This is a genomic window from Sphingomonas sp. Leaf22, from assembly GCF_001421715.1.
GTDB lineage: Bacteria > Pseudomonadota > Alphaproteobacteria > Sphingomonadales > Sphingomonadaceae > Sphingomonas.
Genome location: NZ_LMKP01000029.1, coordinates 1 through 13,700 on the forward strand (window position 1 = coordinate 1; position 13,700 = coordinate 13,700).

The following is a 13,700-nucleotide window of genomic DNA, read 5'->3' on the forward strand; positions in this document are numbered from 1 at the left end:
TGGACAACGCATCCTGTCCTCGCCGTCCAAATCAAAGGAACACAGAAGAATCCAAAACGCGCCTCGTGTAAACAGTCCCCGCCTGCGCGGGGGTACGGCAGGGGGCGGGAACCGGGACTTTCGCAGAGGCCTCGGCTTGATCCGGGGTGACGTGGCGGGGACCGTTCTCACCACAAACGGTTCCGTTTGATACCGCATCGCTCTACACCGTCGCGATGGACAGGATGAACGTGGACGAACGCCGGGCGATCGACGCGATCGATCAGGCAGCAATGCTGGCGCAGGTCGAACGATGGGTCGCGGTCAACAGCGGCACCCGCAACGTCGCGGGGCTGAACCAGATCGCCGCGATGCTGGCGGATGAATTCGCCGCCCTGCCCGGTGCGATCGAGATGATCGACCCCGATCCGGTCGAGACGGTCGACAGCGGCGGACAGGTGCGCGCGATCGATCATGGCCGGCACCTGTTGCTGCGCGTGCGGCCGGATGCGCCGGTCCGGATGCTGTTCACCGGGCATATGGACACGGTCTATGGTGAGGATCACGCGTTCCAGACCGCGCGCTATCTGCCCGATGGCGCGCTGAACGGTCCGGGGGCCGCCGATATGAAGGGCGGCCTGTCGGTGATGCTGGCCGCGCTGGGGGCGGTCGAGGCGGCGGCGATCGGCGATCGCTTCGGCTATGACGTGGTCATCAATTCCGACGAGGAAACCGGCTCCTTCGCCTCCGCACAGCTGATCGAGACGATGGCAACCGGCAAGGTCGCGGCGTTCACCTATGAACCCGCTCTCCCCGACGGGACGCTGGCGGGCGCGCGCGGCGGGACCGGCAATTTCTCGATCGTGGTCCGCGGGCGCAGCGCCCATGCCGGACGCAACCCCGAGGACGGCCGCAATGCCATCGTCGCCGCCGCCGATATCGCGCTGCGGCTGAATGCAGTGAAGGGACCGCGACTGGCGGTCAATCCGGCGCGGATCGAGGGGGGCGGGCCGAACAACGTCGTGCCCGACCATGCGGTGCTGCGTGTCAATTTCCGGCCGCATGGGGCAGACGAGATCGCCCGCGCCCGCTCGCAGATCGATGCCATCGCCACGGAAGTGGCGGCCAGCCACGATGTCGGGGTCGCGGTCCATGGCAGCTTCAACCGCCTGCCCAAGCCGATCGATGCCGGTGCCGCGAAACTGTTCGCGCTGGTGCAGGCGGTCGGCGGCGACCTGTCGATCCCGATCGGCTGGCGCGACACCGGCGGGGTGTGCGACGGCAACAACATCGCCGCGCAGGGCGTACCGGTAATCGACACGATGGGGGTGCGCGGCGGCGCGATCCATTCGGCGGAGGAATATATGATCGTCGACAGCCTGGCCGAACGTGCCGCGCTGTCGGCGGTCGCCATCTCGCGTATCGTGGCACAGGGGGGATTGTGACGTTTCGTATCCGCGCAGCACGTGAAGACGACCTGAAATATCTCTATGAGATGGCCAAGCTGACCGGGGGCGGTTTCACCAACCTGCCGCCCGATCGCAGCGCGCTGCTGACCCGGCTGGAACGCAGCGCCGTCGCCTTCACGCATGAGGAGGATACGCCGCGCGACGAGGTGTTCGTGCTGGTGCTGGAGAATATCGACACCGGCGAAGTACGCGGGACGTGTCAGGTGTTTACCAAGGTCGGCCAGCGCTGGCCCTTCTATTCCTATCGCGTCGCGACGCTGACCAAGCACAGTGAGGCACTGGGACGGACGTTCCGCGCCGATATCCTCAATCTGGTCAACGATCTGGAAGGGGCGAGCGAGGTCGGCGGGCTGTTTCTGCACCCAGGCGAACGGGCCGGCGGACTGGGGCTGTTGCTCGCCCGGTCGCGCTATCTGTTCATCGGGCGGCATCGCGGGCGTTTTGCCGACCGGGTGCTGGCCGAGCTGCGCGGGATCATCGACGAGGCGGGTGGATCGCCGTTCTGGGACGGGGTCGCCGGGCGCTTCTTCGGCATGACCTTTCAGGATGCCGACCAGTTCAATGCGATCCATGGCAATCAGTTCATCGCCGACCTGATGCCGCGCCATCCGGTCTATATCGCGATGCTGCCCGACGCGGCGCGCGCCGTCATCGGCCTGCCCCATCCGACCGGGCGGGCGGCGATGCGGATGCTGGAGAATGAAGGCTTTGCGTACGAGAATTACGTCGACATCTTCGACGGCGGGCCGACCATGACCGCACGCACCGACCAGATCATGACGATCCGCAACCGGCGCGAGGGCAAGGTGGTGGCGATCGACGATCGCGGCGGCAGGCCGTCGTTGCTGTCGACCGGGCGGCTGTCGGACTTCCGCGCCTGTCTGGGCGAAGTCACGGTCCGCGACGACGGCATCGCGATCGATGCGGAGGCGGCACGGGCGCTGGGCGTCGCGGTCGGCGACACGCTATGTCATGTGGGGCGGTGACGATGGTACGGGAAATCAATTTCGACGGGATCATCGGTCCCAGCCATAATTATGCGGGGTTGAGCCACGGCAATCTGGCGGCGACGCGCAATGCCGGCGAGGTATCGCGCCCGCGCATGGCGGCGTTGCAGGGGATCGCCAAGATGCGCGCGAACCTCGCGCTGGGGCTGACGCAGGGCATATTGTTGCCGCATCCCCGGCCGGATACGCGGTGGCTGGACCGGCTGCACTGCGGGTACGCGGAAGCATCGCCGACGTTGCAGGCGCAGGCGCTGTCGGCATCCGCAATGTGGGCGGCGAATGCGGCGACCGTCTCCCCCGCCGCCGATTGCGGTGACGGGCGCTGCCACCTGACCGTCGCGAACCTCGTCACGATGCCGCATCGCAGCCATGAATGGCCGGCGACGCTCAAGCAGCTGGAACTGGCCTTCGCCAATGCGGCCTTCGCGGTGCATGGGCCGGTTCCCGCCCCGTTTGGGGACGAGGGCGCGGCCAACCACATGCGGCTGTCCGACGCGCATGATGCCGAAGGGATCGAGATATTCGTCTATGGCGTGGCGGGCGGTCCGTTCCCCGCGCGCCAGCATCGCGAGGCGAGCGCGTCCATCGCACGCGCGCACGAGCTGGATGGCGACCGGACCCTGTTCGTCCGGCAGTCGGACGAAGCAATCGCGGCGGGAGCATTCCACAACGATGTCGTCGCGGTCGCCAACGAACGCGTGCTGTTCGCGCATGAACAGGCGTTCCACGACCGCGACGGGTTCTTCGCCGATCTGCGCGCGGCGATGCCGTCGGTCGAGATCGTCGAGGTGCCCGCCGATCGCGTCAGCCTTGCCGATGCGATCACCTCCTATCTGTTCAACGCGCAGCTGGTGACGCTGGCCGATGGCGGCATGGCGCTGATCCTGCCGGCCGAGGCGCGGGCGAACGTGCCGGTATGGACGTGGTTGCAGGAAATGGTCGCGGGCAATGGGCCGATCCGGCGGCTGGAAGTCGTCGACGTCCGCGAATCGATGGCCAATGGCGGTGGCCCGGCCTGCCTGCGGCTCCGCGTGGTGGCCGATCCGGCGACGATCGACCCGCGGTTCCTGGTCGACGGGGCCAAGCTCGACCGGATCGCGGCGGTAGTCGAGGCGCAGTGGCCCGAGCGGATCGCGCCTGCCGACATCGGCGATCCGGCGCTGATCGACCGGATCGTCGCGGCGCGGGAGGTGTTGCTCGAAACGCTCGACCTTGTCGGGTTAATTGACAATTAACTACGTGTTGCCGGTCGGAACCCGCGGAAAACGGTCGGTGGTACGTAACTTGCCTATGGTGTCGTCATGCTGACCCGCCTGAAGAACCTGTTCACGATCAAGTCGAAGTTCGAGGCGTTCCTCGTCATCTATGGCCTTGCCGTCGGCGCGGTCGAGCGCGGGTTTCATTATATGCAGCTGTATCCGGGGATCGCAGGCAAGCTGATGTTCGCGGTCTGCCCGATCGCGGTGTTCATGGCGGGCACGCGCATCATCGATTCGATCGACGCGGAGCGCGAGGTTCGCTAGTCGGGCATATGCCCCGCGAGATTACCGCATATTCGAACCCGATGGTGAAGGCCGCGCGCAATTTGCGCGAGAAACGCCATCGCCGCGATCAGCGCCGTTTCCTCGCCGAGGGGCTGCGCATCCTGACCGAAGCGCGCGAGGCCGGGTGGCTGCCGGCCGAACTCTATTTCGCGAGCGACGCGCCGCACCCGTTGCTGGAAACGCTGATCGACGAGACCGAGGCGTCGGGGGGCATCGCCATCGCGACCACGGTCGACATATTGTCGAAACTGTCGGGCAAGGACAATCCGGGGTCGGTGGTCGGCGTCTATGACGAATTCTCGACCGAATTGACCGGCATCGACCGGCGCAACGCGTCGCTGTGGCTAGTCGCCGAACGGCTGCGCGATCCCGGCAATCTGGGCACGATCCTGCGCACCGCCGATGCGACCGGTGCCGGCGGGCTGATCCTGATCGACGAATGCGTCGACCCGTTTTCGGTCGAGGCGGTGCGGGCGAGCATGGGGGCGATCTTTACCGTCGCCGTGGCGCGGGCCGACTGGGCGACGTTCCAGAGCTGGCTGCGCCGTGGGCCGGGAACGCTGGTTGGCCTCAGCCTCGATACCGAACAGGATTATCGCGCCGCGACCTATCCGGACCCGACGTTCCTGCTGACCGGCAACGAAGCGCAGGGCATGCCCGACCATATGGCCGCCGAATGCGACCTGCTGGTCAAGCTCCCGATGCTGGGCAGGGCCGACAGCCTGAACGCGGCGGTCGCGACAGCGGTGATGGCGTACACCGTGCTCGGGCAGCACCGCCCCTGAACCTTTCGGGCCAGGTACGCATTCAGCGGGGATGACCCGACCGACCTTCGCCGCCCTGCCCGCCGCCGACCTCGACTCGCTCGACCGACCCAGCATCGTGCTGTTCGGCGCGAGCGAGGCGACGCCCTATGACGATGGCGAGCCGAGCCATTCGGCCGATGCGCCCGCCGCGATCCGGGCGGCATCGCAGGGGTTTGCGCGGCAATTGTCGCAGATCGATTTCGACCTCGGCTTCACGCCGTTTCCCGACCCGGCCGATGCGCGCGGCGTCGTCGATCTCGGCGACGTCGATACCCGGCCCGAGGATGCGGCGGGCAATCGCGAGCGGATCGAGGCGACGACGCGCGCGGTGCTGGCCGTGGGCGCGGTGCCGGTCGTGCTGGGCGGCGACGATTCGGTGCCGATCCCGTTCGCGGCAGGCTTTGCCGATCACGGGGCGCTGACCGTCGTGCAGATCGATGCGCATGTCGATTGGGGCGACGATATCCGTGGGCAGACGCTCGGCTATGGATCGCCGATGCGGCGGCTGGCGGAGATGCCGCATGTCACGGGCATGGTGCAGGTCGGCGTGCGCGGTCTGGGCAGCGGCGGCGCGTGGCAGATCGAGGATGCGCGGGGCTGGGGCAGCCGGATCGTCACCGCCTACGACCTGATCCGCGGCGGGATCGACGCAGCGATCGACGCGGTGCCGGCGGGCGGGCGGTATCTGGTCGCGATCGATTGCGACGGGATCGACCCGGCGGTGTTTCCGGCGGTGGCGATGCCGACGCCGGGCGGGTTGCGGTATGAAGCGGTCGTGCTGCTGTTGCGGGCTCTCGCCGAAAAGGGCGAGATCGCCGGGCTGGTGCTGGCCGAATATGTGCCGGCGCGCGACGATCCACACCGGCTCTGCGCGATGATGGCGGCGCGGATCGTCGCGGTGACGATGGGGCTGGTGCTGGGGGAGGTTAATTGAAGTTTGGCGCGGTTGCCTGAACCGTTACCCGGACTTGATCGTAGCCGCTGCGAACGTCCCAAGCTTGCCCACGGCCGAGCCGTACCCCTGCGACGGCCGGGGTCCAGTTGGAAAGGTTTTTCCGTAGATCACCAACGTCCCCCAACTGGGCCCCGGCCTGCGCCGGGGTACGGTCCAGAAACTTTCGCAAAGGTCTCGCCTCTATCCGGGGTCGCGCTTTTGTGTCGCGGTTGGAGAGACGAAGCGGGACCCCGGGTCGAGCCCGGGGTGACGTGGAAGAGGACAGGTCAGCCTTCGACCGCGAAGTCCTGACTTTCCTCGGCTGCTGCGATCGCCACCGCGAGTTTCGTCAGCGGACGCGGCGATTGTTCGACGACCGGGAGCGGATCGATCGACTTGCCGCCGGTGTCGATGTTGAGCGTCTCGAACCGCTTGGCCGAGGTCATCACCTGCGATTCGAGGCTGCCGACGAACGCGTTATAGGCGGTGTTGGCCCCCTCCAGGTTCTTGCCGAGCTTCGCGACGTGATCGCCCATCTTCGCCAGCCGGGCATGGAGTTCGCGGCCGAGCTGGCCGATCTGCCGCGCCTCGCCCGCCAGCTTCTCCTGTCGCCAGACCGCCGCGACGGTGCGGGCGATGGCGATCAGATTGGTCGGGGTGGCGATCAGCACGCGACGGTCGAAGGCATAGTCCCACAGGTCGGGCGCATGTTCGAGCGCGGCGGCAAGGAAATGCTCGCCCGGCACGAACATCACCACGTAATCGGGCGTATCCTCGAACTGCGACTGGTAGCTCTTGGCCCCCAGCGCGTTGACGTGGTTCTTCATCGACGCGACGTGCGCGGTCATGAAGGCGGCGCGCTCGACCTCATCGACCGCACCATGCGCGTCCTGATAGGCGTTGAGCGAGACCTTAGCGTCGATGACCAGGCTCTTGCCGCCGGGCACCTTGACGATCGCGTCGGGGCGCAGCCGCCCGTCGCCGTGATCGACCGAGACCTCCATCTGGAAATCGGTATGTTCGGCAAGCCCGCAGGTTTCGAGCACGTTGCGCAGCTGTTGTTCGCCCCAGCGGCCGCGGGCCTTCGGCGCGGAACGGAGCGCGTTGACCAGCTTGGCCGCTTCGCTCTTCACCGATTCCTGACCGATACGCATCGCGTCCATCAGGCCCTTCAGCGTACCATAGGCTTCCTGCCGCTCGCTCTCGACCTTGCCGATGCTGGCTTCGTAGCGTTTCAGCGTCGCCTCGACCGGGGCGAGCAGCGCTTTCAGCTTCATCTCGTTGGTGTCGCCGGCTTGGGCGAAGCGTTCCTGTGCGCGGTGCAGGAAGGACTTTTGGGCACCGTCGAGCATGACCTGCGCGGTTTCGCGGAACTGCGATGCCATCGCCTCGCGCGCATCCTTGAACTCGGCCAGCCGTTCCTCGAACGCCGCGGCATTGGCCTTCAGAGCGGCATGATCGAGCCGCAACGCATCGCGATCGGCGCGGAGTTCGGCCAGTTCCTCGCGCAGCGTCGGCACTTCCTTCGCACGCTCGCTGGCCAGCGCCAGATCGGCGATCGCCTGTTTGAAATCGCCCTCGCGCTTGTCGCGCTCCTCGCGCAGCGACTGTACCTGCCGGCTGCCCATCAGCCAGCCGATCGCCAGCCCCGCAAGCAGGACGGCGGCGACGATGACGATGACGAGCGGGTCCATGCGATACTCCGGGAGGAACGGACCCGGAACTTACCCGCGCCCCGCCCACCGGACAAGGCGAACGGGGATCGGTTCGTCGCTTACGCCGCCTTGCGCGCCTTGTTCAGCTTCTTGATGACCATATCGCGCTTCAGCCGCGACAGATGGTCGATGAACAGTACGCCGTTCAGGTGGTCCATTTCATGCTGGAGACAGGTCGCCATCAGCCCGTCGAGCCATTCGTCATGGCTCTCGCCCTTCTCGTCCAGCCATGTCACGCGGCAGCGCGCCGGGCGGACGACGTCGGCATATTGCTCGGGGATCGACAAGCAGCCTTCCTGATAGGTCGACAGCTCTTCCGACTCTTCCTCGATCACCGGGTTCACGAACGCCTTGGGCGCCTTGATCGGCTTGCCCTCTTCGTCTTCCTCATCCTGCAGGTCGATGACCAGCACGCGCTTGGGCACCGCGACCTGGATCGCGGCGAGGCCGATGCCGGGGGCGTCGTACATCGTCTCGAACATGTCGGCGATGAGCATCTTTACCTCGTCGGTCACGCCCTCGACCGGTTCGGAGACGAGGCGGAGGCGGGGATCGGGGATTTCGATGATCGGAAGAATGGCCATAGCGGCTAGCTAGGTAGCATATTTCCGGCGGTCAAGCGACCGGGCGTCGTGCCCGCAGCGCCTGCGCCAGCGTACCTTCGTCTAAATAGTCGAGCTCGCCCCCGACCGGCAGGCCGTGGGCAAGCTGGGTCAGGCGGACCGGATATTTCTCGATCCGCTCGGCGATGTAATGGGCGGTGGTCTGCCCCTCCAGCGTGGCGTTCATCGCCAGCACGACCTCGTCGATGCCACCCGCCGCGACACGCGCGACCAGCGAATCGATGGCGAGATCGTCGGGACGCACGCCTTCCAGCGCCGACAGCCGGCCGCCAAGCACATGGAAGCGGCCGGGGAACAGCCGTGCCCGGTCGAGCGCCCACAGATCGGCGACTTCCTCGACCACGCACAGCGAGCGGTCGTCGCGGCGCGGATCGGTACAGATGCCGCAGGGGTCGGTGGTGTCGACATTGCCGCACGCCGAACAAGTCGCGAGATTACGCGCCACCCGGTCGAGCGCGACGAGCAGCGGGTCGAGCGCGGTCTCCCGCTTCTTGACCAGATGCAGCACCGCGCGGCGCGCCGAACGCGGGCCAAGGCCGGGAAGGCGGGAGAGCGCCTGCGTCAGCGCATCGATTTCGGGAGAGGCCATCGATGCCAAGATAGGGGGTTGCGCGCGCCGACGCCACGGTGTCGAGAGGGGCGATGCGGATCATCTTCATGGGCACGCCCGATTTTGCGGTGCCGATCTTTCGGGCGCTGGTCGATGCCGGGCATGCGGTCGTCGCGGCCTATAGCCAGCCGCCGCGTCGCGCCGGGCGGGGCAAGGCGCTGACCCCCTCCCCCGTCCACCGGCTGGCCGAAACGCTGGGGATCGCGGTGCGGACGCCGGAGACGTTGCGCGATCCGGCGGTGCAGGCCGCGTTTGCCGCGCTTGACGCGGACGTCGCGGTGGTGGCGGCCTATGGGTTGCTGTTGCCGCGGGCCGTGCTGAATGCGCCGCGGCTGGGGTGCCTGAACGTGCATGGCTCGCTGTTGCCGCGCTGGCGGGGGGCGGCACCGATCCAGCGGGCGATCCTGGCGGGGGACGAGGAGACGGGCGTCGGCATCATGCAGATGGCGGCGGGGATGGATACCGGGCCGGTGCGGCTGGAGGGGCGGACGCCGGTCGATGGCAAGACGGCCGGCGAACTGGCCGAGGAATTGAGCGCGATGGGCGCGCGGCTGATGCTGGCGGTATTGGCCGATCCCGACGCCTATCCGCCGGTCGAACAGGCCGGCGACGGCGTGACCCATGCCGCCAAGATCGACAAGAGCGAGGCGCGGTTGCGCTTCGACGGGAGTGCGGTGGAGGCCGAGCGGCAGGTGCGGGCCTTCAATCCGGCACCGGGCGCGTTCTTCGAACTGAACGGCGAGCGGGTGCGGGTGCTGGCGGCGGAGGTCGTTGATGCGGCGGGCGCGCCGGGGACGGTGGTCGACGCGGCACTGACCATCGCCTGTGCCGAGGGCGCGTTGCGGCCGATACTGGTCCAGCGGGCCGGGCGGGGCGCGATGACCCCCGCCGAGTTGCTGCGCGGCTTTGCGATTCCCGAGGGTACGCGGCTGGCATGACCCGCTTTGCCCTGACGGTCGAATATGACGGGCGGCCGTTCGTCGGGTGGCAGCGTCAGTCCGAGGGCGCGAGCGTACAGGGTTCGATCGAACGCGCGCTGTTCGAGGTGACCGGCGAGACCGCCGCCGTCCATGCCGCCGGGCGGACCGATGCCGGAGTCCATGCCACCGCGATGCGGGCGCATGTCGATGTCGCCAAGCCGCTGGCCCCGTTCCGGTTAATGGAGGCGCTGAACGCGCGGTTGCGTCCCGATCCGGTGGCGATCCTCGATTGTCGGGCGGTCGCCGACGACTGGCATGCGCGGTTCTCGTGCATCCAGCGCGCCTATGTCTATCGCATCGTCTGCCGGCGGGCACCGCTGACGCATGAACTGGGGCTGGCGTGGCGCGTGCCGCAGGAACTGGATGCGGCGGCGATGGCGGCGGCGGCGGCGCGGCTGGTCGGGCGGCACGACTTCACGACGTTTCGATCGGCGCATTGTCAGGCGGACAGCCCGCTTCGGACACTCGATCGGCTGGAAGTGACCCGCGACGGCGAGCGGATCGCGATCCATGCCGCCGCGCGGTCGTTCCTGCATCATCAGGTACGATCGATGGTCGGCTGTCTGGCGATGGTCGGACAGGGGAAGAAGGCGCCCGACGATCTGGCCGACATCCTCGCGGCGCGCGACCGGTCGGCGCTGTGGCTGAATGCGCCGCCCGACGGGCTGTATTTCGTGGGTGCCGATTACCCCGGCTGAAGGTCAAAGGTCACAAAGGTCACACTCGTGCGCCATTCGTGCGATGGCCGGTTTGGCCCATCGCCTGCCACCGATTTCGGATGGCAGGTTCGGGGCGTGTAGGAAAGTCAGCGCACCAGCCGCGCGACCAGTTCGACATGGGTCGACCAGCGGAATTGCCCGACCGGCTGTACCCAATCGATGCGGTATCCGGCCTGAACCAGCGTCTTAGCATCACGCGCGAAGCTGCTGGGATTGCAGGAAACATAGGCGATGATCTGCACCTTCGCCTCGGCCAGCGCCAGCGCCTGTTCGCGTGCGCCAGCGCGCGGCGGGTCGAGGATGACCGCGTCGAAGCGATCGAGTTCGGCGGCCGTCAACGGGCGACGAAACAGGTCGCGATGGTCGGCGACGACCGACCGGCCGGCGCGGGCGGCGGCGAGCTTCAGCGCCATGATCGCTTCCCGCCCCGCCTCCGCCGCATAGGTGCGGACCTTGGCACCGCGCGACAGGGTGAAGGTGCCGAGACCGGCGAAGAGATCGGCGACGATCCCCGCATCGGCGACCGCATCGTCGACCGCTGCGATCAGCGCCGCCTCGCCATCGCCGGTCGCTTGCAGGAAACTGCCCGGCGGGAACGATACGGCCACGCCGCCCAGCGTCGCCGTGACCGGCTCCGGCTCCCAGCGCGCCTCCGCCCCCATGCCGTCGTCGATCGACAGCCGGGCCAGCCCCTGTTCCTGCGCAAAGATCGTCAGTGCTTCGGCAGCAGCCAGCCCTTCGGCGACCTTGCCGATGATGAGTACGTCGACGCCCTGATCGACGCACGCGAGATGTACGTCGGCGCGCGAACGGTCCTTGAGTGCGATGGCGAGCAGCCGGCGCAGCGGGCCGATCGCATCGAACAATTCGGGCAGCAGCACATGGCATTCGCGAATGTCGACGATGCGGTGGCTGCCCGCTTCAGTGAAGCCGAGCGTCACCTGCTTGCCGCGCCGATCGGCGTGCAGCGTCGCACGACGGCGGGTCTTCTGGGCCGACAGGATCGCCGGACGCACGATCGCGGCCAGCGACTGCGCAGCGAGCGCCCCGGCCACCCGGTCGGCGACGAATTGGGCTTCGGAGTCGAGGTCGAGATGCTGGAGCTGACACCCGCCACAGGTCGGAAAATGACGACAGGGCGGTTCGGCATGATGTGGCCCCGGCGCGATCGATCCATCGCCGAGCAGCCGGTCGCCGGGCGCGGCGAAGGGCACGTGACAGCCATCGCCGGTCACCCCCTCGCCCCGCGCCGCGACGCGGACGATCAGATCGTCATCGGTCAGCGACATTCGGCGATCGCCTGTCCCAGATGGTCGATCAGTGCATCGGCGACGAAGGCCGTGCCGGCGAGCCGGGCGGCGCGACCATGCAGCCACACCGCCTGTTCGGCGGCGGCGGTCCCACCGGGACGCAGACGCGCGGCGAGCGTGCCGGCCAGCACGTCGCCGGTGCCGGCGGTCGACAGCCATGTCGGGGCATGGGTGGACAAAATAGCGGTGCCTTGCGGGCAAGCGATCACGGTATCGGGGCCTTTATGAACGATGGTCGCGCGCGCCTGTAGCGCAGCGTGGCGGGTGCGGTCGATCTTGTTCCCGCCCTTTGCCGGAAACATGCGGGCGAATTCGCCTTCGTGCGGGGTCAGCCATGTCGGAGCGGTGCGGGCGGCGATCCGCGCAACGCCAGCCGCGCCGAGCAACGAGATCGCGTCACCGTCAATCACCAGCGGGGCGTGGGTGGCGAGCGCCGCATCGAGCAGGGCGCGGGCACGATCGTCGCGACCGAGGCCCGGCCCCACCAGCACCGCCGCCAGTCGCTCGTCGGTCAGCAGCGCCGGCGGGTCATCGCGGCGGACCAGCGCGTCGGGACCGCCCTGCCCCGCAGCGTCGCCGGTCAATACGACATAGCCGGCACCAGCCGACAGCGCGGCGCGGGCGGCGAGGCGGGCGGCCCCCGGCATGGCACCGCCGAGGACGGCGATCAGGCCGCGGCTGTATTTGTGGGTGGCGCGCGCGGGCGGATCGATCTTCGGGCGGCGGATCGTCCGGACGGTGGCGGGGATCGGGATGCCGAGGTCGGCCAGCACGACATGCCCCACGCGGCCGGCATCGGGGCCGGTCCCGTGCGCGGGTTTCAGCGCCCCCAGCGCCACGGTCAGGTCGGCACGACCGGCACCTGCAAAGGCGTGTTCGGCATCGCTGTCGACTCCGCTCGGCAGGTCGATCGCGACGACGAAGGCATGGTCGGACAGCGTGGCGAGGCGGTCGGCCAGCTGCGGGTCGAGCGGGCGGGTGACTCCGGTGCCGAACAGGCCATCGACAAGGATCGGTCGGGGTTCGGCGTCCTCGATCGATCGGATCGGACCGGTCCATGCAGCCGCCATCCGGGCGGCTGCGCCACTTGGCTTGGCAGGGAGTGCCGCGACCGTGACGTCATACCCCCATTGCTGTAGAAGCCGTGCAACAACAAATGCATCGCCGCCATTGTTACCGGGGCCTGCCAGCACAAGAATCGGCCGACCGAAGGTGATCCGGCGGACCTGTTGCGCGACGGCAGTGCCGGCGCGCTCCATCAGCGTGTCCTGCGAAACGCCGGTAGCGAAAGCGGCTTTCTCCGCTGCGCGCATCTCGGCGGCGCGAAGGATCGGGGCGTCGGCGGGCGACAGCGTCATCGCGTGACCGGGCCGACCGTGGCGGGCAGGCGATACCGCGCGTCGCCGATCGCGACTTCGATCCGGTCGTTACCGATGACGGTCACCCGCGCCGCCTCCGCGCCGTCCGCCGCGACGACGCCGCGGCCGTCGCGGGTGATGCGCAGCCGGTGGAAGCCGCCATCGGACTGGCGCAGCGTCAGGATGGTGTCGGTGCCGTCGGCGGTCCGTTCGATCGTGCAGGCGGCTGCGATCGGCGCATCGCCGGTGGCGCAGTCGATACGGCCGGCATCCGCCGCAGCGGCGCGCTGCCCGGCTTCGACATTGGCAAGGACGTCGGGGTCGGGTCGCCGATCGCATGCCGTCAGCAGGAGGGCGGGGATCAGGAAGGCGCGTTTGTCGATCATTGGTGGTTCGATACCATATGCCGGTCGGCGGGTATCGTCGCGTGTGGTGCCGTTCTTGCCGTTCGCAGCTCTTTCCCGGCGATGGCGAGAGCTCTGTGAAAGTTTCAGATCCAACTACAAAATCAATGTACCCCCGCGTAGGCGGGACTGTTTACACGAGGCGCGTTTTGGATTCTTCTGTGTTCCTTTGATTTGGGACGGGGAGGATAGGATGCGTTGTCCAGCGTGCGAGGGGACCGACCTGATCAAGCGGGGCCGCA

At 68.0% G+C, this 13,700-nt stretch carries 14 protein-coding genes; 8 read left to right on the forward strand and 6 right to left on the reverse strand.

Going from position 1 to position 13,700, the window contains the following annotated elements; translation table 11 throughout:
• The first annotated feature begins 215 nt into the window (after positions 1 to 215).
• From ASE70_RS12445 to ASE70_RS12470, 6 genes are all read left to right on the forward strand, one after another.
• The gene (locus tag ASE70_RS12445) at positions 216 to 1,424 is read left to right on the forward strand and encodes a hydrolase (RefSeq protein ID WP_200925637.1); all 1,209 of its coding nucleotides are present in this window, start codon (positions 216 to 218) and stop codon (positions 1,422 to 1,424) included.
• Entirely contained in the window at positions 1,421 to 2,434 is a 1,014-nt protein-coding gene (locus ASE70_RS12450) for an arginine N-succinyltransferase (protein WP_056505299.1), read from the forward strand. Before ASE70_RS12445 ends, ASE70_RS12450 begins: the two co-directional genes overlap by 4 nt.
• A gap of 2 nt (positions 2,435 to 2,436) precedes the next feature.
• The gene (locus tag ASE70_RS12455) at positions 2,437 to 3,690 is read left to right on the forward strand and encodes an N-succinylarginine dihydrolase (protein WP_056505304.1); all 1,254 of its coding nucleotides are present in this window, start codon (positions 2,437 to 2,439) and stop codon (positions 3,688 to 3,690) included.
• Between the two features lie 66 nt (positions 3,691 to 3,756).
• Complete coding sequence (locus ASE70_RS12460) at positions 3,757 to 3,978, forward strand: hypothetical protein (protein WP_056505306.1); 222 nt, start codon at positions 3,757 to 3,759, stop codon at positions 3,976 to 3,978.
• An 8-nt stretch (positions 3,979 to 3,986) separates the two neighbouring features.
• On the forward strand, positions 3,987 to 4,784 hold the full coding sequence (locus ASE70_RS12465) for a TrmH family RNA methyltransferase (RefSeq protein WP_056505309.1): 798 nt from the start codon (positions 3,987 to 3,989) through the stop codon (positions 4,782 to 4,784).
• 31 nt (positions 4,785 to 4,815) lie between these two features.
• Entirely contained in the window at positions 4,816 to 5,739 is a 924-nt protein-coding gene (locus tag ASE70_RS12470) for an arginase family protein (RefSeq protein WP_056505312.1), read from the forward strand.
• A gap of 287 nt (positions 5,740 to 6,026) precedes the next feature.
• Here the strand turns inward: ASE70_RS12470 and rmuC are convergent, their stop codons facing one another.
• From rmuC to recR, 3 genes are all read right to left on the reverse strand, one after another.
• The gene (gene rmuC, locus ASE70_RS12475) at positions 6,027 to 7,433 is read right to left on the reverse strand and encodes a DNA recombination protein RmuC (protein WP_056505315.1); all 1,407 of its coding nucleotides are present in this window, start codon (positions 7,431 to 7,433) and stop codon (positions 6,027 to 6,029) included.
• A gap of 80 nt (positions 7,434 to 7,513) precedes the next feature.
• Positions 7,514 to 8,038, reverse strand: coding sequence for a peptide deformylase (gene def, locus ASE70_RS12480; protein ID WP_056505318.1), 525 nt, complete (start codon positions 8,036 to 8,038; stop codon positions 7,514 to 7,516).
• Between the two features lie 31 nt (positions 8,039 to 8,069).
• Entirely contained in the window at positions 8,070 to 8,666 is a 597-nt protein-coding gene (gene recR, locus ASE70_RS12485) for a recombination mediator RecR (RefSeq protein WP_056505321.1), read from the reverse strand.
• A 53-nt stretch (positions 8,667 to 8,719) separates the two neighbouring features.
• Here recR and fmt point away from each other — a divergent pair, with 53 nt between their 5' ends.
• Both fmt and truA read left to right on the forward strand, forming a co-directional pair.
• Positions 8,720 to 9,625, forward strand: a complete 906-nt coding sequence (gene fmt / locus ASE70_RS12490) for a methionyl-tRNA formyltransferase (protein WP_056505325.1) — start codon at positions 8,720 to 8,722, stop codon at positions 9,623 to 9,625.
• Positions 9,622 to 10,365, forward strand: coding sequence for a tRNA pseudouridine(38-40) synthase TruA (gene truA, locus ASE70_RS12495; RefSeq protein ID WP_056400797.1), 744 nt, complete (start codon positions 9,622 to 9,624; stop codon positions 10,363 to 10,365). Before fmt ends, truA begins: the two co-directional genes overlap by 4 nt.
• Before the next feature lie 107 nt (positions 10,366 to 10,472).
• Here the strand turns inward: truA and ASE70_RS12500 are convergent, their stop codons facing one another.
• From ASE70_RS12500 to ASE70_RS12510, 3 genes are read right to left on the reverse strand one after another with little or no spacing between them, the layout of a single operon-like run.
• Positions 10,473 to 11,675 carry a class I SAM-dependent RNA methyltransferase gene (locus ASE70_RS12500; RefSeq protein WP_056505328.1) on the reverse strand — a complete coding sequence of 401 codons (1,203 nt, stop codon included), beginning with the start codon at positions 11,673 to 11,675 and terminating at the stop codon, positions 10,473 to 10,475.
• Complete coding sequence (locus ASE70_RS12505) at positions 11,666 to 13,054, reverse strand: NAD(P)H-hydrate epimerase (protein ID WP_200925638.1); 1,389 nt, start codon at positions 13,052 to 13,054, stop codon at positions 11,666 to 11,668. Before ASE70_RS12505 ends, ASE70_RS12500 begins: the two co-directional genes overlap by 10 nt.
• Positions 13,051 to 13,440, reverse strand: coding sequence for a hypothetical protein (locus ASE70_RS12510; RefSeq protein ID WP_056400803.1), 390 nt, complete (start codon positions 13,438 to 13,440; stop codon positions 13,051 to 13,053). The genes ASE70_RS12505 and ASE70_RS12510 overlap by 4 nt, the downstream gene beginning before the upstream one ends.
• Positions 13,441 to 13,700 lie beyond the last annotated feature (260 nt).